Origin of the sequence: Arthrobacter sp. ISL-48, assembly GCF_018613805.1 — a bacterium.
Lineage (GTDB): Bacteria > Actinomycetota > Actinomycetes > Actinomycetales > Micrococcaceae > Arthrobacter.
In genome coordinates, this window is record NZ_JAGGPL010000001.1 from 179,687 (window position 1) to 201,452 (window position 21,766).

Below are 21,766 nucleotides of genomic sequence, written 5' to 3' on the forward strand. Positions count from 1 at the left end.
CCGCATATGCCGCACCCGCATATGTTGACAAGAAAGGGCCCCCATCCAGTAAGGCAACCCTTAGCTGAGAGCCCGATCACAAAGTGCCAAGATGTTGGCATGCGCATGGATCACGTCTCTTACGCCTGTGAACACGATGGCCTCGCGGCCACTACCGAACGTATATCTTCTGCCCTCGGAGTTGAGGCAGTGAAGGGAGGGGTGCACCCACGTTTCGGAACCCGGAACATGATTATCCCGCTCGCCGGCCACAAATATCTTGAAGTGGTCGAGGTGCTCGACCACCCCGCCTCGGACAAGGCCCCGTTCGGACAAGCCGTCCGGGCACGCTCCGCGGCCGGCGGCGGATGGATGGGCTGGTGCGTCGAAGTAGACAACCTCGCCCCCTTCGAACAGCGGCTGGGACGCGCGGCAGTCAACGGCAACCGCAAGTTCCCTGACGGCCGCGAACTCGTCTGGAAGCAGATCGGAATCCTGGGTCTCATTGCTGACCCGCAGGTTCCGTACATGCTGAAGTGGGAAGGCGACCCCGCCCTCCACCCGTCCAACGCCTACACGAGCAACGTTAAGATGTCCTGCCTCACCATTGCCGGATCGGCCGAACGGGTCACCGAATGGCTGGGCGAACCTGTCGAAAAGCCCCTTGAGGACGTGGCCGTTGACTGGGTGGCTCCGCATGGAACACCTGGCATCCTGTCCGTCACGTTCGAAACCGCCACCGGAGCAGTCACCATCTGATTCTTTCTCCGGGCGGATTCCCAGCGGGACTCCGACCATCCCGGGCGACGATGCCCGGATAGCCGTCCAATCTTCGGCCGCCATCAGCGGGTGCCAACGACGTCACCTACCGATGGCGGCCGAATTACTTTAAGACAGCCGCGAAGCCAAACCCACTGGCATCGAACCCACGGCCGTCAACCCAGGCCAACGGACTTGCCAAAGAGGCTGAAGCCCACGAAGGCCACGATGTCCAGCAGGGAATGCGCGATGACCAGCGGCATGACGCGCTTAGTCCTGGTGTAGATCCAGGCGAAGACCACACCCATCACGGCATTGCCGATGAACGGTCCGAAGCCCTGGTAGAGGTGGTAGCTGCCCCGCAGCATGGAACTGGTAAAGATCGCCAGGGGCATGCTCCAGCCGAATTTCCCAAAGCGGTCAAGGAGGTAGCCCACCACTATGACTTCCTCGACCACAGCATGCCGCACCGCCGACAGGATCAGCACCGGAATGGTCCACCAGTAGGAATCAAGCGCGCTCGGGATGATGGCGGTGGTGATCCCCAGCGCCCGGCCGGCGGCATACAGTCCCAGGGACGGAATTCCGATCGCGGCGGCCAGGCCAATACCCTGCAGGAGGTCACGCCCCGGCCTGGCGAAGTTAAAGCCCAGCTTCCGGAAGGCCGAACCGCTGTGGGCTCCGTCCCCCGCACCTGGCTGCCGCTGATCCGTGAGGAAATAAATGACCAGCAGCACCGGCACCAGGGCGAAGATGATGTCCAGCAGCTGGTACGTGAGGTCGAAGTATTCACGGGTGCTTTGCGACGGGTTCAGCGTAGACGTGCCTTGCGCGAGCGGAGCGCGCGTCATCTTATCGAGCAGCTGAACCACGGAGTAGACAGCGGACTGCCCCAGTGACAGTCCCAGTACTATCCAGACTTCGATGCGCAGCCGACGGCGTGAGGGAACCAACATGTTCCCATCTTGCCTGCAGTTTCTGGTTCTTTGCTGAGGCTCCGCCTTTTGGCAGGCTTCAGGCGATGTGGGGCGCCACGATGACTTCCGTACCTGAAGCCTCGAAGGCCGCCTTGTCCTTGGCGGATATGCCGGCATCCGTAATCAGGCGGGTGAATTCATAGCCGTCCATCGTGGCGAAGGCCCGGACGCCCACCTTGGATGAGTCGGCCAGCACGTAGGAGACCCTGGCCCGGCTGGCCAGGAGGGCGTTCACGGAGGCCTCGCCTTCTCCTGTGTTGGTGGGCCCCACCTCGGGGTCGATGCCGTTGACACCGATGAACGCTATGTCCAGGACCACCTTCTGCATAATGATGTCGGTATACGGCCCCACCAGTTCATAGGAGCGCGGATTGAGGATGCCGCCGGTCACCATGACTTTGATGTTGGGGCGTACCGCCAGTTGGGCCGCGATGTTGATGGCGTTGGTAACCACTGTCAGTGTGGGCTGGTTGGACGGTGAATTGAGGTCTTCACGGGTCGCCAGGATCTGGGCCAGGGCCGTGCTGGTGGTGCCGCCGCAGAGCCCGATCACCGAGCCGGGGGCGATGAGCTCGGAGGCAGCCCTGGCAATGTCTTCCTTGGCCTGCCCATGGTCGTCCCTGTTGTACCGCCCGGGGAGGTCGTAAGCCAGGGCGCCGGTTGTGGCGCCGCCCCGGGTCCTGGTCAGGAGGCGCCGTTTGGCGAGGCTGTCCAAGTCCCGCCGAGCGGTGGCCGGTGAAACGCCGAGGCTGCCGACGATCTCCTCCACTTCGACCTGGCCGGTCTTGGCCAGGAGGTCCAGGATGGCGGTCAGGCGGTCGGTGCGGGTCATGCGGGCCTCTCGGGTTTCAAGAGTCACCAGGGAAGTGACGTTTTCTGATCATAACAGAGGTCAAACAATCAAGTAACGTCATATAGCCGGTTGGCGTCAGCGCGCCCGGACTCCTGCCCGCCACACAGCGTACGTGAGCGGCATGCCCGGACGGTAGGCGAGGTGCGTAGCGGACGGAGCATTAAGCATGTGCAGGTCCGCGCGGTGTCCGACGGCGAGGGAGCCCACCGCCCGTCCGCCGTCGACGTCGTTCCCGGTGTCGCGGTGCAGCGCCAGCGCGCCGCCGTACGTCGCGGCCCGTACCGCCTCGTGGACGGTGAGCCCCATCTGCAACACTGCCGTGGCCACGCAGAATGCCATGGAGCTGGTGTAGGAGGTGCCGGGGTTGCAGTTGGAGGCGAGCGCCACCTGCACCCCCGCGTCCAGGAGCCGGCGTCCGGGAGCGAGCGGCTGCCTGGTGGAGAGGTCGCAGGCCGGTAGGCACGTAGCCACCGTGCCACGGGGTCCAGCGCCCGTGCCGGGGTTCCAGCCGGACCAGCTGCCGGCGAGCGCCGCCACGTCGTGGTCAGATAAGTAATTCACATGGTCAACGCTCGCGGCGCCGAACTCCACAGCAAGCCGTACCCCGGGGCCTTCGCCCAGCTGGTTGCCGTGGACGCGCAGGCGCAGCCCGGCGTCGCCGCAGGCCTGCAGGACCTGGCGGGATTGTGCTTCGCTGAAAGCACCCTCCTCGCAGAACACGTCCGCCCAGCGCACATAGGGCCGGACGGCGTCCAGCATTGGCCCGCAGACCAGTTCCGTGTACGCATCCGCATCCCAGCCTGCCGGGACCAGGTGTGCTCCGAGGTAGGTCACGTCATCCGCAACGGTGGAAGCGATGCGGGCACTCCGGGCCTCGTGCTCGACGTCGAGTCCGTACCCTGTCTTTGTTTCGACATAGGTGGTTCCCTGGGATACCGCCTCTGCCACCCGGCCCATCGCCAGGCGCGTCAGCTCAAAATCCGACGTACGGCGCGTGGCGTCCACGGTCACGGCGATGCCTCCCGCCGAGTACGACTCGCCTGCCATTCGCGCCTCGAACTCAGCGGTCCGGTCTCCGGCGAAGACCAGGTGGGTGTGGGAGTCCACCCAGCCGGGCAGCAAGGCACGGCCTCCCGCGTCCACTGCGTCATCAGCGGCCGGGGCACTGCTGGCCGCCCCGATCCAGGCAATCCGTTCGCCCTCGACCACCACGGCGGCGTCCTTCAGGATCCGGTGCTCCAGGTCCTGGGTCATCAGCTCGGCAATGTTGGTGATCAGGGTGCTCATGAAACCATTCTTCAGCGCCGGATGGACCAGCGGGTGGCGGCGAGGGCCTGCTCTGTCCGGGATGCCGGACGGTTGGCCGCATCCGTGGTCTGTCCCGCCAAGATCTGGGCTGCCGCCAGCTCCGCCATGGCCGCGGAAGTCTGGAAGCCGTAGCCGCCTTGGCCGGCGAGCCAGTAGAAGCCGGGAGCCTCGGCGTCGAATCCTGCCACCGGGATGCCGTCGGCCGCCTCGGTCCGGAGCCCGGTCCACGCCGTCCGGACGCCGCGGATCCCGAGCGTGGTCACCTGGTTGAGCTTCGCCACCAGCCGCTCCACATCCCCGGGGCGGGGCCGCGCGTCCTCCGGCCCGCTGGGAACCGCCTCCGACGGCGATATCAGCACATCGGCGCCTTCGCGGCGGAAATAGAAGGAGTTGTCCGCAGCAGCCACCATGGGGCTATGCTCCGGCAGCGGATGTTCGACGTCGACAATCGCCGCTGTGCGCCGGTACGGCTGCAGGCCCAGCTTCTCCACTCCGCTGGTCACCGCGAGTTCGTCCGCCCAGGCACCGGCTGCGTTGACCATCACGCCGGCCTGGAATGCTTCCGGCCCTGCCCCGATCTCCCAGCCGGAACCCAGCCTTTGGCCCGAGTGCACGCGGGCGCCTGTGATGATGTCGGCTCCCGCTGCTTCCGCCCGCTGCCTGTGGTCAGCCAGGAGCAGCGGCGCGTCGCAGCCAAAGGAACCGGTATCCAGGCCGGCCGCAGAGAAAGACTCAGGAACCAGCTCGGGGCACAGTTCCAGGGCTTCGGCATGGGTGATGATGCGCATCTGCCCACTGGCCTCCGACCGGACTGTTTCCTCGGTGCCGATGAGCATGAAGCTCCGCGGGGCCAACACGGGTTGCGGCAGTTCCGCGTCCCGGGCGGCAATCAGTTCCAGGGTCCGGGCTGTCAGCTCCTGGACCACAGCGGGGCCAAAACTGGGGATCAGCTGGCGGGCGGAGCGCGAGGACGTATGGTAGCCGAGCTCCTGCTCCGCTTCCACGAGGGCCACACTGCAGCTGCCTGCGAGCGCCGAGGCAAGGGACAGGCCGGCAATGCCGCCGCCCACGATCAGGACATCGTACCGTGCTGTCATGGCTCCATCCTCGCAGAGTCCGCGCTGGCAGAGCCGCCGCGTGAGCAGTTGCCGCCCAGCGGCGTCGGCGGATTAGGCTGCCACTGCCGCCCGGCTGGCGACGAAGGCATTCACGCACGCTTCGACGTCGTCCGCCGAGTGCGACGCCGAGAGCTGCACCCGGATGCGGGCGGCACCACGCGGAACCACAGGGAAGCTGAAGGCGGTGACAAAGACGCCATGCTGGAGCATTTGGTCAGCCACCTTGGCGGCCTGCACAGCGTCGCCGAACATCACCGGAACGATCGCGTGCTCGCCGTCCAGGAGTTCAAATCCTTCCTCCGTCATCCGCCGGCGGAACAGCCCGGCATTCTCGAAAAGCCGGCTGCGCAGCTCGCCGGAGTTTTCCACGAGGTCCAGTGCCTTGATGGTGGCAGCCACGATGGCCGGGGCCAGGGAGTTGGAGAACAGGTAGGGGCGTGCCTTCTGGCGGAGCATTGCCACCACCTCACGGCGACCGGAGACATAGCCGCCAGACGCACCGCCAAGCGCCTTGCCGAACGTTCCCGTGTAGAGGTCCACCCGGTGTGACACTCCCGCGTGTTCGGGCGTCCCTGCTCCGGTTGGGCCCATGAAGCCGACCGCATGCGAATCGTCCACCATGACCAGGGCGTCGTGCTTTTCCGCGAGGTCGCAGATGGCTTCCAGCGGGGCGAGATATCCGTCCATGGAGAAGACGCCGTCGGTCACGATGATCCTGCGCCGGGTATCCTTCGCCGCCACCAGTTGGGCCTCAAGGTCCGCCAAGTCCCGGTTGGCGTAACGGAACCGCTGCGCCTTGCAGAGGCGGATGCCGTCAATAATCGATGCGTGGTTCAGGGCGTCGGAGATGATGGCATCCTCCGGCCCAAACAGCGACTCGAACACTCCCCCGTTGGCGTCGAAGCAGCTGGAGAACAGGATGGTGTCCTCGGTGCCCAGGAATGTCGAGACCCTGGCTTCCAGTTCCAGGTGCAGGTCCTGGGTGCCGCAGATGAAGCGGACGCTCGCCATGCCGAATCCCCGCTCGTCCATCGCGGACTTGGCGGCAGCAATGATGTCCGGGTGGTCGGCCAGGCCCAGGTAGTTGTTGGCGCAGAAGTTCAGAACATTGGCGCCCGGGCGGCCGATCTGCCCTGCCGTGATGTGGCTGGACTGCGGTGAATTGATGCTTCGTTCGGTCTTGAAGAGTCCGGCGGAGCGGATCTCTTCGAGCTCTGCCTGCAGTTGGTCCTTGATCGAGGTGTACATGGTGCTCCTTAGAATTCGGTCCAGTCGAGGACAACTTTGCCGCCCAGGCCGGCGCGGGCGATGTCGAAGCCCTTTTCCCACTCGGCGGCCGGCAGCGTGTCAGTGACCACCGCCGAGACGGCTGCGTGCAGCACCGGATTGGAGGAGAGCATGGCGCTCATGGCGTACCAGGTCTCGAACATCTCGCGGCCGTAGATGCCCTTCAGGGTCAGCATATGGGTGACAACCTTGCCCCAGTCGATGGTGATGGACTCGCTGGGCAGGCCGAGCATGGCGATGCGGCCGCCGTGGTTCATGTTGTCGATCATCTCAGGCAATGCGGCGGGGTGGCCGGACATCTCCATGCCGATATCAAAGCCCTCACGCATCCCGAGTTCCCGTTGCGCATCCCGGACCCGAGTGGTGGACACGTCAATGGCAAGGTCCACGCCCAGCCGGCGGGCCAAGTCCAGGCGCGGCCGGGAAACGTCCGTGATGGCGATTTTGCGCGCGCCCGCGTGGCGGGCCACGGCAATGGCCATCAGGCCGATGGGGCCGGCACCGGTGATGAGGACGTCCTCGCCCACGAGCGGAAAGCTCAGGGCGGTGTGGACGGCGTTGCCGAAGGGGTCGAAGATGGCACCGAGCTGCGGAGTGACCGACGCGTCGTGGTGGACCCAGACGTTGGTTTCGGGGATCACGACGAACTCCGCGAACGCGCCGTCGCGCTGGACGCCCACGCTCACCGTGTGGATGCACATCTGTCTGCGCCCGGCGCGGCAGTTGCGGCAGATTCCGCAGACGACGTGGCCCTCACCGGACACCCTGTCGCCTACCTTGACGTCGCGGACGTCCGCGCCTGTTTCCACCACTTCGCCGTAAAACTCGTGGCCGGCAATGAGCGGGGTTTCGATGATGCCCTGGGCCCAGGCATCCCACGCCTGGATGTGGAGGTCGGTTCCGCAGATGCCGGTGGTCATGACGCGGATTTTTACTTCGGCGGCGCCTGCCTCGGGCTCCGGACGGTCCACCAGCTCGAATCCCGCTTGCGGGCCGGCCTTGTACAGAGCCTTCATCGGCTTCCTCACTCTAGAAACGCTAAACCTTCGGCAACGTGCTGCCCGTCCCATTACAACGAGTAGAAGGCATTAGCACAACGGCAATCTTCTCAATCGACGATGTAGAAACAGCTAAAGGATAGGCTGGTCCGATGGAAATTCATCAGCTGGAGATTCTTCGGGAGCTCGGCGCCCTGGGGAGCGTTAAGGCGGTGGCGGAAACCCTCATGGTCACGCCCTCGGCTGTGTCCCAGCAACTGGCCCTGCTGCAGCGGAGTGTGGAAGTTCCACTGACCCGGAAGGACGGGCGAAACCTGGTTCTGACCGAAGCCGGCCGGGTACTCGCCGACGCCGGTGCCGCCGTCGTCAGCGCCATGGCGGATGCCAGGACGGCGATCGGCGCGTATCACGGCTCCCCCGTCGGCCCGGTGAAGGTCAGCGGCTTCCACAGCGCCGGGCAGGCGCTTTTCGCTCCGCTCGCCAGGATGCTCGATGCCCCCGGCCAGCCTCGGCTCCAACTGTCCGACGAAGACGTGGCACAGCACGACTTCCCCGCGCTCACGGCCAGGTACGACCTGGTGCTGGCGCACCGCATGGACCACAGCCCGCGCTGGCCTGTGGAAAGGGTGGCGGTGATCCCGCTGGCCCACGAGCCGCTGGACGTGGCCCTGCCGGCCGGGCACCGGCTGGCAGGCCAGGCTGCAGTGACCGCTGACGACGTCGTCGGCGAACCATGGGTGACCAGCCACACCGGTTACTCCCCCGCGGACGTATTGTCCGCCGTCGCCGCCGTCTCCAGTAAGGAGCTGAACATCGTCCATCGGATCAACGACTACTCCACCGTTGCTGCCCTGGTGGCGGCCGGGGGCGTGGTGGGTCTGCTGCCGCGGCACACGGCGCGGCCTGTTCTCAATCCGGACATCGTGTTGCGTCCCCTGGAGGGCATCAGCACCCGCCGGCGCATCGATATCCTGGCACGGCCGGAGAACCTGAAGCGCCGCTCGGTCACGATCGTCTGTGAGGCGCTGCAGGCAATCATGACCGGACTCGTCCACGACAGCTGAAAGGGGTGCGCGGACCTCGCCCGGAATACGGAGCCGGTTCAGTCGTCCGTATCGCTTTCCTTGGGCTTGTCCGGTCCGTGGCCTTGCCCCTTCCCGAGGCCCAGCCCCTTGCCGAGGCCCTTGCCCAGTCCAAAGCCGTTGCCGGGTCCCGCAGCGGCACCCTCCACCAGCCGGCGGGCGGTGACGTCGCTGCCGTTCTTGACTCCGGAAACCCTGACAGTGTCGCCGGTGGCGATGTCCTTGATAGTGGCCTCTGAGGGCTTAAGCCGCTTGCCGTCGTCGCCCTTTGCCGGGGAGCCGTCCGCTGCCGCAGCCGGGACCTTGACGATCCTGGTGTCGGCGTTGACGGCGTAACTCTGCGTGAACCCATCCTCGCTCTTGACGGTCACGGAAGTTTCGCTGACTGCATCCACGGTCCCTTGCTGGCTGAGCTCCGTCTCGAACGTGCCGTCGGCCTTCTTTACGGCGCTCTCGCCGTGCAGGTGCTGCGGGCGCTGTGCCTTGTCTTTGCCGTTGGCCTTTCCGGAGGCGGATTCCGATGGTGAAGGTGAAGGTGAGTCCCCGGCGGACCAGGCAATGGCCACCCCTGTCCCGGATAGGGCAACGGCCACAGCACCGGCCAGCAGTGCTTTGCGGATTCTCAGCGGCTCTCGGACTGACATGGCGATCCCTCTCGCACGGCAGGGCACCGGTGCCCTGGAATTTCAGTGTACGGCCGGCAGCGGCCCCTGCACACGAGTACTTTGCGGGGCCGGATGTGAGTACTTAAAGCCCAACTGGGTCGCAGTTGATGTCGTATGAGCGCTCAAAACGACATTAACTGCCACCCAGGTGGGTTAAAACAGGTATTCAGGCGTTGACGCCGAGCCTCTCCATGATCAGTTCACGGACGCGCCCGGTGTCGGCCTGCCCGCGGGTTGCCTTCATCACGGCGCCCACAATGGCACCGATGGCCTGGACCTTGCCGCCGCGGATCTTGTCGGCCACGTCCGGCTGCGCCGCAAGGGCGGCATCGATGGCTTCCAGCAGGGGGCCGTCGTCTGACACCACGGCCAGGCCACGCTTCTCCACGATCTCCGCCGGCGTGCCTTCTCCGGCAAGCACATGGTCCAGCACTTCCGTGGCCATCTTGTTGTTGATCTTGCCGTCTTCCACCATCTTGGAAAGCTCCACGATGGTGGCCGGCTCCACGCCAAGCTGGCCGGGATCCACGTCCGCGTTCTTGGCGCGGCCCACGATCTCGCCCATCCACCATTTGCGGGCCACCGACGCCGAGGCACCGGCGGCGATGGTTTCCTCGATCTCGTCCATGACGCCGGCGTTGACCACGTCGCGGAATTCCAGGTCCGAGTAGCCCCAGTCGGCCTGCAGCCGCTTGCGGCGGGCGGCCGGCGGTTCGGGCAGGGTAGCCCGGAGTTCCTCGACCCATTCGCGCGACGCGACCACGGGAACCAGGTCAGGCTCCGGGAAGTACCGGTAGTCATCGGCGTCGGACTTGGGACGCCCGGACGTGGTGGTGCGCGTGTCCTCGTGCCAGTGGCGGGTTTCCTGGACCACCGGGATGCCGGAGTCCAGCACGGCGGCGTGCCGCTGGATCTCGTACCTGACGGCATGCTCGACGGCGCGCAGCGAGTTCACGTTCTTGGTCTCGGAGCGGATGCCGAAGCGTTCGCGGCCGTGCGGCCGCAGCGAGACGTTCGCGTCGCAGCGCACGTTGCCGCGTTCCATCTTCGCGTCGGAGACGCCCAGGTTCTTGACGATCTCCCGGACGGCAGCCACGTAGGCCTTGGCCAGTTCGGGCGCCCTGGAACCGGCACCCTCGATGGGCTTGGTGACGATTTCCACCAGCGGCACACCGGCGCGGTTGTAGTCCACCAGCGAGAAGTCCGCGCCCTGGATTCGGCCGGTGGCCCCACCCATGTGGGTCAGCTTGCCGGCGTCCTCTTCCATGTGGGCGCGTTCGATCTCTACCCGGAAGACCGTGCCGTCCGAGAGTTCGACGTCCAGGTAGCCGTCGTACGCAATGGGTTCGTCGTACTGGGAGGTCTGGAAGTTCTTGGGCGTGTCCGGGTAGAAGTAGTTCTTCCGGGCGAAACGGCAGGCTTCGGCGATCTTGCAGTTCAATGCCAGGCCGATCTTGATGGAGGACTCCACCGCGGCCCTGTTCAGCACAGGCAGGACGCCGGGCATGCCCAGGTCAACCTCGTTGACGTTGGTGTTGGGCTCGTCCCCGAAGACGTTCGGCGCGGAGGAGAACATCTTGGTCTTGGTGTTGAGCTCCACGTGGACCTCGAACCCCAGGACGGGATCGTACTTCTCCATCGCCTCTTCGAAGGTCAGGATTGCGTCTGTGCTCATTATTTTGCCTCCTGGGTATCAAGGGCCGGTGAACCGGCCAGTTCGGGGGCCTGGGCAAGGAGCGGGCCGCCCCACTTGGCCTCGAGCAGGGACTCCAGGACGGCACCCACCCGGTAGAGGCGGGCGTCTTCGCGGGCTGGAGCCAGCAACTGGATGCCGACCGGCAGCCCGTCCTCGTCCGCCAGGCCGCCCGGCAAGGACAATCCAGGGACGCCGGCAAGATTGGCCGGGATGGTGGCAACGTCGTTGAGGTACATCGCCAGCGGATCGTCCAGCTTCTCCCCCAGCCTGAAGGCCGTGGTGGGCGCCGTGGGCGAGATCAGGACGTCGGCCACGGTGAAGGCGGCGTCGAAGTCGCGCTGCACCAGGGTGCGCACTTTCTGGGCCGAACCATAGTAGGCGTCGTAGTAGCCCGCACTGAGAGCGTAGGTGCCCAGGATGATGCGGCGCTTGACCTCGTCACCGAAGCCTGCGGCCCGGGTAGCTCCCATGACGCGTTCGATGGTCATGGGCCCGTCCTCGGGCAGGACGCGCAGTCCGTACCGGACGCCGTCGAACTTGGCCAGGTTGGAGGAGGCCTCGGAAGGCATGATCAGGTAGTAGGCGCCCAGGGCGTACTGGAAGTTGGGGCAGGAGACCTCGACGATTTCCGCGCCGGCCTCCTTGAGCAGCGCCAGGGCATCGTTGAAGCGGTTCTCGACGCCGGCCTGGTAGCCCTCGCCGTGCAGTTCCTTGATGATGCCGATCCGCATTCCCTCGACATTGCCAGTGCGCGCGGCGGCCACGAGGTCGGCGAGCGGTTCCGGCAGCGAGGTGGAGTCGCGGGGATCATGCCCGCCGATGACCTGGTGCAGCAGCGCCGAGTCCAGGACAGTCCGCGTAACAGGGCCGATCTGGTCCAGCGAGGAGGCCATGGCAATGGCGCCGTAGCGCGACACGCTGCCGTACGTGGGCTTGACGCCCACGGTGCCGGTGACGGCGCCGGGCTGGCGAATGGAGCCGCCCGTGTCGGTGCCGAGCGCCAGCGGCGCCTCAAAAGCGGCCACGGCCGCGGCGGAACCGCCGCCGGAGCCACCGGGGATCCGGTCGAGGTCCCACGGGTTGCGGGTGGGACCATAGGCGGAGTGCTCCGTGGAGGAGCCCATGGCGAATTCGTCCAGGTTAGTCTTGCCCAGGATGGGCATCTTTGCGGCCCGCAGCCGGGCCACCACGGTGGCGTCGTACGGGCTGTGCCAGCCCTCGAGGATCTTTGATCCGGCCGTGGTGGGCTGGCCGACCGTGACAATGAGGTCCTTGACCGCGATGGGCACACCGGCGAGTTCGTGAAGGGCTTCGGCTTCTGCACCGCCGGCGGCACGGATGGCGTCCACCTCGGCGGCGACGGCGAGCGCTTCCTCGGTGTTGACGTGCAGGAACGCGTTGATGCCGCGATCACCGCCGTCCACCTGGGCAATCCGGTCCAGGTAGGCCTGGGTGACCTCCACGGAGGTAACTTCGCGGGCGGCCAGTTTCGCGGCAAGCTGTGCCGCCGACAAACGGATCAGGGTTCCGGCGTCGGTTCCGGCGGGGTTCAGTTCAGTCATGGTTATGCCTCATCCAGGATTGCCGGGACCTTGAAACGGGACTCGATCGAATCCGGGGCCCCTGAGAGTGCCTGTTCCGCGGTGAAGGTGTGGCCCACGACGTCCTCGCGGAACACGTTGTTCAGCGGGATCGGGTGGGAGGTTGCCGGGACGTCGTCACCGGCGGCTTCACTGACGGATTTGACCGAATCGACGATGACGGCAAGTTCGCCGGCCATCCTGTCCAGCTCTTCAGCACTCATCTCGATGTGAGCGAGCCGCGCGAGGTGCGCGACGTCGTCACGGTTGATCGCAGCCATGGATCTCCCCTGCAAGTTCGAATTGTTTTCCGAACCAGTCTAGTGGGGAAACGTCGGTGCCCGTCTGACGACCCCCAGCGGGCGTCAGACGGGCACGTCGGTGCCGTGGTCCCGGCCACGAGGGCCAGCCACAGGCAGATCCAGACTAGCCGATGCCGATGGCTCCAGTCAGCATCCCCACGCCGAGCATGACCAGGGAGATCACCGCGGTACGCCACAAGACCTTCTTGTGGTGGTCGCCGAGGTCCACCTTGGCAAGGGAAACCAGCAGCAGGATGGCCGGAACCAGCGGGCTCTGCAGGTGGAAGGGCTGGCCCGTGATGGAGGCCCGGGCCATTTCGGCGGCGCTGATGCCATAGTGCCCGGCGGTCTCGCTCAGGACCGGAAGGACGCCGAAGTAGAAGGCATCATTGCTCATGAAGAACGTCATGGGGATGCTGAGCACGCCGGTGATGACGGCCATGAACGGACCCATGCTGGACGGGATGATCTGGACCAGCCATGCGGACATGGCCTCCACCATCCCGGTGCCCTTCAGGACTCCCGTCAGGACCGCGGCGGCCATGACCATGCTGACCACGGCAACGATGGACGGCGCGTGGGCAATGAGCTGCGCACCCTGTTCCTTGACCCTGGGGAAGTTCACCAGGAGGGCGATGGCGGAACCCACCATGAACACAAACGGCAGGGGCACGAGGTTGGCGACGAGCATAACCATCATCGCGATGGTCAGTCCCAGGTTGAACCAGAGGAGCTTGGGCCGGAGGGTGCTGCGGTTGGGATCCAAAGCTGTGTCGGCCATGGCGGTGTCCCGCTCGTCAACGAGCGTTTCGGTGCGTTCGAGCAGGGCGAGTGGTGAACCGGCAATTTCGGCTCCGCCGACGGCGGGAACTCCCGTGACGGGAGAAGGCGTGGGGCCGGAACCCTTGCGTCCGCGGCCCGCACCGGATGTGCCGGCGGCAGTGCCGCCGTCGAACTCTCCAGCGGCGAACTGCTCAGCCGTCGACGGCGTTCCCCAGATCTCGGGAGCGGCGGCGCGGAGGCGGTTGCGTTCCTGCAGGCCCAGCAGCCAGGCGAAGACAAACACCACAACCAGGCCGGCAATCAGTGACGGGACCATGGGAACGAAGACGTCGTTGACGTCGATCTTCAGGGCGGTGGCGGCGCGGGCGGTGGGACCGCCCCACGGCAGGATGTTCATGGTGCCGTTGGCCAGGCCGGCCACGCAGGTCAGGACCACGGGGCTCATCTTCAGCCGGAGGTACACGGGAAGCATGGCGGCCGTGGTGAGGATGAAGGTGGTGGAGCCGTCGCCGTCCAGCGACACGGCCGCGGCCAGGATCGCAGTCCCCAGCACCACCTTGGCGGGGTCATTGCCCAGCTTGCGGAGGATGAACTTGACCAGCGGGTCAAACAGCCCGACGTCGATCATCAGGCCGAAGTAGATGATGGCGAACATCAGCAGGGCCGCGGTGGAGGTCATGGACTTCATCGAATCCAGGACCATGTCCCCGATGCCAAGTCCGGCACCCGCAAAGAGACCAAAAACGGTAGGGACGATGATGAGCGCCAGCACTGGCGTCAACTTCTTCGTCATGATCAGCACCATGAATACCGCGATCATGGCGAATCCAAGTAATACCAGCACGGCCGGCTCCTTCTTGTGAACAGCGCCACAACGGTGTGACGCGTGCTACAGACGTTATAGTGGCGCCCGTCACGGCAGTGCCTTTGGTTCAATTGATTGGCATACTGCTTATTGGGAGCATTTTGCGCATTGTGCTCACGCTGGCCCAAAGCACTGAATCAAGGAGGATCATGCAGCGTTCCGCGCCCCGGACGCCCCTGCGGTTCTCCACCCAGACCCTGCTCCTGCAGCTCGGGGTGGTCCTGCTGGTGGTTCTGCTCAGCGCGGCCGTCCACGCTTGGCTGACCTACGACAGGGTGGGCCGGGAGGCTGAAAGCCAGGCATTGACACTGGCCCGGGCCGTCGCCTCGGATCCGTCCGTGCAGGCTGACGTCCTGGCCGTCAGTGAACGGCAGGGCACTCCCCCGCCGTCTGAGCTCCGCGCCGGGCCCCTGATGGCGGTGGCCGAGGGAGCCCGGATCCGGACCGGAGCGCTTTTCGTCGTCATCACCGACGAAACCGGCCTGCGGCTGGCGCACCCCGATCCGGCGCGCCTGGGCGAGAAAGTCAGCACTGATCCTTCGGAGGCCTTGTCCGGCCAGGAGATCACCACCCGGAACACCGGGACCCTGGGACCCTCCGCCGGGGCCAAGGTGCCGGTGTACGCGCCGGGCACCGGCAACGTGGTGGGCGAGGTCAGCGTCGGCTACTCCATGGAAACCGTGGGCCAGAGTGTGGCCCGGGACATCGGTCCGGTGGCGCTGACCGCCGCGGGTGCCCTGCTGGCCGGCGTCCTGGCGTCCTTCCTGCTGCGCCGCCGCCTGCAGCGGCTCACCCTGGGACTGGAGCCAGAGGAGATCAGCACCCTGGTCCACGACCAGGTGGCCGTGCTGCAGGGCGTTGACGACGGCGTCATCGGCGTCTCCGCGGATGGCCGGATCAGTGTATTCAACGCCGCGGCGCAGCGGCTCCTGGGGCTGCCGGACCTGTCCGGAACGCCATGGGCTGACGCTCCGGTGCCGGAGCAGCTGAAGTCCCTGACACGGCCCGACGCGGGCGAGGCAGACGCGCAGGAGCTGGTGGCCGGGGCACGGGTGCTGGTGGCGAGCGCGCGAAAGGCCCTGCACCGGCGTGAGGACCTGGGCTGGGTGGTGATGCTCCGCGACCGCACGGAGCTGCAGCAGCTCACCCGGCAACTGGATGCCGTGGGGACCATGTCCACCGCGCTGCGTGCCCAGCGCCACGAGTTCGCCAACCAGCTGCACACCATCGCCGGCTTCATGGGCATGGGCCAGCATCAGCAGGCGCGGGACTACCTGGCACGCCTGGCCGCCACGGGCCCGCTGAAGTTCCCGGTGGATCAGGCAGAGCTGCTGCAGGACCCGTACCTTCAGGCCTTCGTGGGCGCCAAGGGCGTGGAGGCGGACGAACGCGGCGTCACGCTGCGCATCGGCCCCGAGACCCTCGTCCGCGGCCAGGTCACAGAACCCCAGGACGTGACCACCGTGCTGGGCAACCTGATCGACAACGCGGTGAACGCCGCCGTCGCCGGCTCCTCGCCCGACCGCTGGGTTGAAGTGGAAGTCCTGGATGAGCAGGCCGACGGCGGCGGGACCCTGCACATCGTCGTCGCGGACTCCGGCGATGGATTGGGAAACGCAACGGACCCCGAGGCAATATTTGCCGAAGGATTCACGACCGCGTCCGGTCCGGTGGCAGCAGGTCCCCTCCGGGCCGGCGGCCAAGGGCTTGGGCTGGCACTTGCCCGGCAGCTTGCCCGCCGCCGCGGCGGGGACGTCCGGGTTCTGGAGCCCGGCTCGGCCGGCGGACCGGGGGCTGTCTTCATGGCATCGCTGCCGCGTACGACGGCCGCCAATTTAGCTGGAAAGGACAACGATGCCTGAGGATTTCAGGGTGCTGATCGTGGACGACGATTTCCATGTGGCCAAGCTGCACGCCGCTTATGTGGACTCGGTGGCAGGATTCCTGGCCCTGGCACCGGTGGGCTCGGCGTCCCTGGCGCTGCAGGCCATTCACAGCCTGCGCCCGGACCTGGTGCTGCTGGATGTCTACCTGCCGGATGCGTCGGGACTGGACCTCCTGCAACAGCTGGACGTGGACACCATGATCCTCAGCGCGGCATCCGACGCGGCCTCGCTCCGGACAGCGTTCCGCAGGGGTGCCCTGGGATACCTGCTTAAACCCTTCACGGCCGAGTCCCTCTCGCAGCAGTTGCGGTCCTACGCCCGGTACCGCCGCATCCTGGGCCAGCCCGGAGTACTGGACCAGGACTCGGTGGAGCGCGCTAAGCGGGCACTGATCCCGGGAGACGTGACGCCGTCGGCCAAGCCCCGTTCCGCCACGGAGGCTGCGGTACTGGAATCACTTCTTCCCGGCGAGCAGTACTCGGCGGTGGAAGTGGCCACTCGGGTGGGCGTCTCCCGGGCCACGGCGCAACGGTATCTGTCCTCGCTGGCCGATGACGGCGCCGTCGACATCCAGCTGCGCTACGGAACCACCGGACGCCCCGAGCACCGCTACGGCCTCCCCGCGCAATAACCTGCCGCCCCCTGAGCCACCAACCCCCCGGCGCGAACTGGCACGTAATCCCCTCAAAATGCGGATTTGAGGTCATGACGTGCCAGGTCGCGCGGGAGCGGGAGTGGGAGAGGAACTAGCTGGCGCTCTTGTGGGCCACGACCTCGATCTCCACCAGCATCTTCGGGTCCAGGAACGGCAGCACGTGCACCAGAGACAGGGTGGGGCGGGTTTCGCCGAAGACCTCTCCGTGTGCCCGGCCGGCCTCTTCCCACTTGCTGATGTCCGTCAGGTACAGCTTTGACTGCACGACGTCGGACAAGCTGAACCCGGCATCGGCCAGCACCGCCCCGAGCTTCTGCAGAATGTACTGGGTCTGCGTATAGAAGTCATCGCCCACGATGCCGTCCTCACCGCTGGCTGCTGTGGCGGAGATGTAAAGCGTGTTGTCCACCTGGACTGCCCGCGAATAGCCTAGGGTCTGCTCCCACACGGAGCCGGTGCCGAACGTTTTGCGCATGATGGGCCTTTCACTGCCGAAATGAGTCGGCACCACTTTAGGGTGGCTAAACCTCCAGCCGGTAAACCAGCAGCTTTATGTCGGTACCGGGAACAAACCAGTCACGCTCCGGGACACGCTGGAACCCGGTTTTCCGGTACAAGCCATGGGCACTCTCCCAGGTCTTGCCTGTGGTGAGGGCCACCGCCTTGGTGCCCTTGAGCGACTTAGCGTGCTCGATGATGGCACCCACCATGGCCCTACCGGCTCCGCTGCGCTGAACCTCGGGATCCACCACGAGCATGCGGAACTCCAGCTCATCTTCAAGGGCAATGTCCGCATATGGCTCTCCGGCCACGGCCAGCGTCACCGAACCCACCACCTTGCCTGCGCGCTCGGCGACCCAGATGGTCGCCATAGCCGCCCGGCGGGCAACGTCCTGGACCTGCACCATATAGGGATGGTCCGGGCTCTCGAAGTAGCCGGCAGCCAGGTAGGAGTCCCGGGTGATCCTGGCAACGGCGTCGAAATCGGCTTCAACAGCGGGACGGATGGTTATCTGCGGCAGCACCAGACAATGCTAGCGGCGGCCACGGCAGGCGCCGCGTAAAAGAGCGCTTTCCGTGACTGAACTATCACTCCGGACGCAGCCAAGAGCGATCAGAGCGGAAAACGGCCGGAGAACTCGATACTGCCGGCACAGGTCCAGGACGCCAACCGCTCGGCATCCGGAGGGCCGCCGTCCAGAGGGCTGGTGAGCCGGGGCCTGCGGACCCAGCAGCCGGCTTCCTCCGCGATCAGGGCGCCGGCGGAAAAATCGTGTTCGTTGAGTCCGCGCTCGCCAAAGGCATCGTGGGTTCCGTCCGCCACCATACACAGGTCAAGCGCGGCGGAGCCCAGACGCCGGACATCGGCGAAACCGTCCATCAGGCCGCCGAGCAGCAGCGCCTGCTCGGCGCGGACTTCCGGATCGTAGCTGAAGCCTGTGGCCAGTATCTGCCCGGTGCGCCCGGTCACCGGGCCGGTGAGCCGGGCCTGGTTGCCCTGCTGTTCCAGCCAGGCGCCGTGTCCCCTGGACGCATAGTAGACGCGTCCGAGCGCAGGGGCGTTCACGACGCCGGCAAGCCAGGCGCCGTCGGGATCGACGACAGCAACTGACGTGGCGTAGTAGACGATGTTACGGATGAAGTTGGTGGTGCCGTCCAGCGGATCAATGGACCAGCGGTAGCCGCTGGGCTGCTCCGGGAGCGTGGTGCCGTGTTCCTCGCCGGTGATGGTATCCCTCGGCCGTGCGGAAGTGATGACTTCCCTGACGGCGTTCTCGGCGGCGATATCAAAGGCTGTAACCCAGTCCCCTGCTTCACCCTTGTTACTTGCGTCCAGCGCAGCGCTGTTCCGGGCGGCCAGGACGGCGGCGCCGGCAGCTGCCGCCGCCTTGGCCAGGTCAAGCAGCTCTAATGGATCCGGTTTCATGCGGAACCCTCCGCGGCGTCGGTGATGGCTTCAACGTCCAGGGACCCACCGGAATCCGGGGTCTTCGCCGGCCCGTTGGCCAGAAGCTCGCGGAACCCGTCCTCGTCCAGGACAGGCACGCCCAGCTGCTCCGCCTTGTCCAGCTTGGTGCCAGCGTTCTCACCGGCCACCACATAGTTGGTGTTCTTGGATACCGAGCCGGCCGCCTTGCCGCCCCTCATCAGGATGGCCTCCTTGGCTTCATCCCGGCTGAAGTTCGGCAGCGAGCCCGTGACCACGACAGTCAGGCCCTCAAGCGTGCGCGGCATGGATTCGTCGCGCTCGTCCGCCATGCGGACCCCGGCTGCCTCCCAGCGGTCGATGATCTCGACGTGCCAGTCCTCGGCGAACCACTCCTTGAGCGCCGCTGCAATGGTGGGTCCTACGCCGTCGACACCTGCAAGCTCCTCCTCGGACGCCTGCCGGATGGCATCCATGGTGCCAAAGGCGGTGGCCAGCGCCCGGGAAGCGCGGGGGCCCACGTGCCGGATGGACAAGGCCACCAGCACGCGCCAGAGTGGCTGGGTCTTGGCTTTCTCAAGTTCCCTGAAAAGCTTCTCGGTTGAAGCCGTGGGCTTCGACGGTGACTTGGCGGTGCCCTTGCTGTAAAAATACGGGACCAGTTCGTACTCCCCGGTGGCCACGCCCTTGGAGCGCTTCTCCCGTCGGATCCGGACATCCGCCAGCCGGTCCGGGGTGAGGTCGAACAGTGCCGCCTCCGACGTCAGCGGCGGCACCTCCGGCTCGGCAGGCTGGGTCAAGGCGATGGCCGCTTCCCAGCCCAGTGCCTCAATGTCGAAGCCCCCGCGGCCGGCCAGGTGGAAGACCCGCTCACGTAGCTGTGCCGGGCACGAAAGGGCATTGGGGCAGCGGATGTCCACATCCCCTTCCTTTGCCGGAGCCAAGGGGGTGCCGCAGGAAGGGCACACGGTGGGCATGACGAAATCCCTTACCGGCGGACTCTGCTGGTCCCGCAGGGCGAGCACGGGACCAACGATTTCGGGGATAACGTCGCCGGCTTTGCGCAGGATGACGATGTCGCCGATTTTCACGCCTTTGGCCTTGACAACGTCCTGATTGTGGAGCGTGGCCATCTCCACGGTGGAGCCGGATACCTTTACGGGCTCCATCACCCCATACGGCGTCACGCGTCCTGTACGTCCGACGTTGACAGCGATGTCCAGCAGCTTGGTGTGGACTTCCTCCGGCGGGTACTTGTAGGCCACCGCCCAGCGCGGCACCCGGGACGTGTAGCCAAGGGCGCGTTGGGTGGCGAAGTCATCCACCTTGACCACAATGCCGTCGATTTCGTGCATGAGGCTGTGCCGCTTCTCGCCGTACCGCGCGATGAAACTGAGGACCTCCTGCAGACTTCCGAGGACCTCGAAATACGGGCTGACGGGCAGGCCCCACTTTTCGAGTTGCTCATACGTCCCGGACTGGCTCACGGTTCCGAGGCCTTCACGGGCACCGATTCCATGGACGAACATCCTCAGCGGCCGCTTGGCTGTTTCGGCAGGGTCCTTTTGCCGGAGGGAGCCGGCCGCCGCGTTGCGCGGGTTGGCCAGCGGCGCCTTTCCTGATTCAATCAGGGCGTCATTGAATTCCGCGAAGGCCTTCGAGGGAATGAACACCTCGCCCCGGATCTCCATTTCGGCGGGAAATCCCGTGCCGCTGAGTTCCTGCGGGATTTCCTTGATGGTCAGCACATTGTGGGTGATGTCTTCGCCTGTGGTGCCGTCACCGCGCGTTGCTGCCCGGACAAGTTTCCCGTCACGGTAGAGCAGGTTGACGGCAAGGCCGTCGATTTTCAGCTCGGTCAGCCAGGCCGGCTCCAGCGCGCCGTCGCCCAGCCTGCCGATGCCGGCCGTGGCCTTGTTGATCCAGGCTTCCAGTTCTTCCAGGGAAAAGACGTCCTCAAGGCTGTACATCCGCTGCAGATGTTCGACGGCGGCAAACGCCGACGAGACTTCGCCGCCCACTTCCTGGGTGGGCGAGTCATTGGCCACCAGTTCCGGGTGCAGCGCCTCGATCTCCTCCAGGCGCCGGAACAACGCGTCAAATTCTGCGTCCGAGACCAGGGGATCGTCCTCCTGGTAGTACGCAAACCTGTATTTCCTGACGAGGTCAACCAGGTTCTCGTATTCCTCACGCACCGACTCAGACGGCACCACTTCCGGTCCCGTGAATTCCTCTGTGCGGGTTGCTGTCTCTTCTGCGGGGCCGGGTGCTGTGCTCACAGACCTATCTTGCCCTACACCCCGGACATTGTGCTGGCTCTTTGCGGAGCTGGTGTGGCCAGCCGGTGTCAGTGGGAGGAGAGACGGTTTCGGCTCCACCAGGCAAAGGACAGGCCTCCGATGCCAACAAGCAGCAAACCCGCAGTGACAGGCAGCAGCCGTCCGTTTCCGAACCCTGGTCCGTCACCTGTGGACGAGGCGGCCGCCTGGGTGGGCTTTGAGGACTTGGTGATCGGCTTGTTCCAGTTCGATTCCGCTGACGGGCTTGCGGGGGGCGACGTGGCACTCGGGGCGCTCGCGGTCGCCTCAGCCGATGGCATTGCGGCATCGATGCTAGGTTCCGGAACGAGACTCGGGACAGGCACAGGGGCGGGAGCCGCGGGTGGCCGAGCTGCCGGAGGCGCGGGCGGTGCCGGGGCGGGGACGGCGGGCTGCCCGGAGCCTGGAGGATCGGGCGGTGGTTTCGGCTCGGGTTTTCGCTGGACGTCGGGGACGCCAGGATCAGTCGGGCCCTGATCAGGCGAGGGTTCGCAGGACCCTGCGCATGTTGGAGTGGGGTCAGTCGTGGGCGATTCCGCACGCACCTCCCCCGCCGCTGAAAGGCCAATCGAGAGCGCCAGGACCGCAGCTCCGGCCGTCGCCGAAACAGCGCGGAGTACGGACGCGAGCAGGGTCATGGGTTACCTTTTCGACGGCGGGCGGCCCCCCTCCGCAGTGAACTGGTGTTCCACGGTAGTCTGCTACAACACGCCCGGAAGCCGCAAATC

19 protein-coding genes are annotated in these 21,766 nt (G+C 65.9%); 4 read left to right on the forward strand and 15 right to left on the reverse strand.

Features of this window, described 5'->3' with window-relative positions:
- The first annotated feature begins 99 nt into the window (after nt 1-99).
- Entirely contained in the window at nt 100-738 is a 639-nt protein-coding gene (locus J7E83_RS00875; protein WP_214958529.1) for a VOC family protein, read from the forward strand.
- 176 nt (nt 739-914) lie between these two features.
- On the opposite strand, the gene J7E83_RS00880 is transcribed toward J7E83_RS00875, so the two are convergent.
- The 6 genes from J7E83_RS00880 to tdh all read right to left on the reverse strand — a co-directional run bounded on the left by J7E83_RS00880 (nt 915) and on the right by tdh (nt 7,297).
- The gene (locus tag J7E83_RS00880; protein WP_214958530.1) at nt 915-1,694 is read right to left on the reverse strand and encodes a CPBP family intramembrane glutamic endopeptidase; all 780 of its coding nucleotides are present in this window, start codon (nt 1,692-1,694) and stop codon (nt 915-917) included.
- Nucleotides 1,695-1,752: 58 nt separating this feature from the next.
- Nucleotides 1,753-2,547 (reverse strand): DeoR/GlpR family DNA-binding transcription regulator, encoded by a 795-nt coding sequence (locus J7E83_RS00885; RefSeq protein ID WP_214958531.1) that lies wholly within the window; start codon nt 2,545-2,547, stop codon nt 1,753-1,755.
- A 96-nt stretch (nt 2,548-2,643) separates the two neighbouring features.
- Nucleotides 2,644-3,855, reverse strand: a complete 1,212-nt coding sequence (gene hutI / locus J7E83_RS00890; RefSeq protein ID WP_214958532.1) for an imidazolonepropionase — start codon at nt 3,853-3,855, stop codon at nt 2,644-2,646.
- A gap of 11 nt (nt 3,856-3,866) precedes the next feature.
- Complete coding sequence (locus tag J7E83_RS00895) at nt 3,867-4,973, reverse strand: FAD-binding oxidoreductase (RefSeq protein ID WP_214958533.1); 1,107 nt, start codon at nt 4,971-4,973, stop codon at nt 3,867-3,869.
- Between the two features lie 72 nt (nt 4,974-5,045).
- Entirely contained in the window at nt 5,046-6,242 is a 1,197-nt protein-coding gene (locus J7E83_RS00900; RefSeq protein ID WP_214958534.1) for a glycine C-acetyltransferase, read from the reverse strand.
- Between the two features lie 8 nt (nt 6,243-6,250).
- Entirely contained in the window at nt 6,251-7,297 is a 1,047-nt protein-coding gene (tdh, locus tag J7E83_RS00905; protein ID WP_214958535.1) for an L-threonine 3-dehydrogenase, read from the reverse strand.
- A 134-nt stretch (nt 7,298-7,431) separates the two neighbouring features.
- Here tdh and J7E83_RS00910 point away from each other — a divergent pair, with 134 nt between their 5' ends.
- Nucleotides 7,432-8,343, forward strand: coding sequence for a LysR family transcriptional regulator (locus J7E83_RS00910; protein WP_214958536.1), 912 nt, complete (start codon nt 7,432-7,434; stop codon nt 8,341-8,343).
- Nucleotides 8,344-8,381: 38 nt separating this feature from the next.
- On the opposite strand, the gene J7E83_RS00915 is transcribed toward J7E83_RS00910, so the two are convergent.
- From J7E83_RS00915 to J7E83_RS00935, 5 genes are all read right to left on the reverse strand, one after another.
- The gene (locus J7E83_RS00915) at nt 8,382-9,005 is read right to left on the reverse strand and encodes a hypothetical protein (protein ID WP_214958537.1); all 624 of its coding nucleotides are present in this window, start codon (nt 9,003-9,005) and stop codon (nt 8,382-8,384) included.
- Between the two features lie 187 nt (nt 9,006-9,192).
- A complete protein-coding gene (gatB, locus tag J7E83_RS00920) occupies nt 9,193-10,701 on the reverse strand; it encodes an Asp-tRNA(Asn)/Glu-tRNA(Gln) amidotransferase subunit GatB (RefSeq protein ID WP_214958538.1) in 1,509 nt (502 codons plus the stop codon).
- A complete protein-coding gene (gene gatA, locus J7E83_RS00925; RefSeq protein ID WP_214958539.1) occupies nt 10,701-12,284 on the reverse strand; it encodes an Asp-tRNA(Asn)/Glu-tRNA(Gln) amidotransferase subunit GatA in 1,584 nt (527 codons plus the stop codon). Before gatA ends, gatB begins: the two co-directional genes overlap by 1 nt.
- 2 nt (nt 12,285-12,286) lie before the next feature.
- Nucleotides 12,287-12,583 carry an Asp-tRNA(Asn)/Glu-tRNA(Gln) amidotransferase subunit GatC gene (gene gatC / locus J7E83_RS00930; protein ID WP_214958540.1) on the reverse strand — a complete coding sequence of 99 codons (297 nt, stop codon included), beginning with the start codon at nt 12,581-12,583 and terminating at the stop codon, nt 12,287-12,289.
- A gap of 145 nt (nt 12,584-12,728) precedes the next feature.
- On the reverse strand, nt 12,729-14,231 hold the full coding sequence (locus J7E83_RS00935) for a CitMHS family transporter (protein ID WP_214958541.1): 1,503 nt from the start codon (nt 14,229-14,231) through the stop codon (nt 12,729-12,731).
- 170 nt (nt 14,232-14,401) lie between these two features.
- On the opposite strand from J7E83_RS00935, the gene J7E83_RS00940 reads away from it, so the two are divergent.
- Both J7E83_RS00940 and J7E83_RS00945 read left to right on the forward strand, forming a co-directional pair.
- Nucleotides 14,402-16,114, forward strand: a complete 1,713-nt coding sequence (locus tag J7E83_RS00940) for an ATP-binding protein (protein ID WP_214958542.1) — start codon at nt 14,402-14,404, stop codon at nt 16,112-16,114.
- Nucleotides 16,107-16,769, forward strand: a complete 663-nt coding sequence (locus J7E83_RS00945; protein WP_214958543.1) for a response regulator — start codon at nt 16,107-16,109, stop codon at nt 16,767-16,769. The genes J7E83_RS00940 and J7E83_RS00945 overlap by 8 nt, the downstream gene beginning before the upstream one ends.
- A 115-nt stretch (nt 16,770-16,884) precedes the next feature.
- On the opposite strand, the gene J7E83_RS00950 is transcribed toward J7E83_RS00945, so the two are convergent.
- The 4 genes from J7E83_RS00950 to ligA form a co-directional block, all read right to left on the reverse strand.
- Nucleotides 16,885-17,268 (reverse strand): RidA family protein, encoded by a 384-nt coding sequence (locus tag J7E83_RS00950; protein ID WP_214958544.1) that lies wholly within the window; start codon nt 17,266-17,268, stop codon nt 16,885-16,887.
- 46 nt (nt 17,269-17,314) lie between these two features.
- Nucleotides 17,315-17,818: a GNAT family N-acetyltransferase gene (locus J7E83_RS00955; RefSeq protein WP_214958545.1), complete on the reverse strand. Its 504-nt coding sequence runs from the start codon at nt 17,816-17,818 to the stop codon at nt 17,315-17,317.
- An 89-nt stretch (nt 17,819-17,907) separates the two neighbouring features.
- The gene (locus J7E83_RS00960) at nt 17,908-18,720 is read right to left on the reverse strand and encodes an inositol monophosphatase family protein (RefSeq protein ID WP_214958546.1); all 813 of its coding nucleotides are present in this window, start codon (nt 18,718-18,720) and stop codon (nt 17,908-17,910) included.
- Complete coding sequence (gene ligA, locus J7E83_RS00965) at nt 18,717-20,999, reverse strand: NAD-dependent DNA ligase LigA (protein ID WP_214958547.1); 2,283 nt, start codon at nt 20,997-20,999, stop codon at nt 18,717-18,719. The genes J7E83_RS00960 and ligA overlap by 4 nt, the downstream gene beginning before the upstream one ends.
- Nucleotides 21,000-21,766 lie beyond the last annotated feature (767 nt).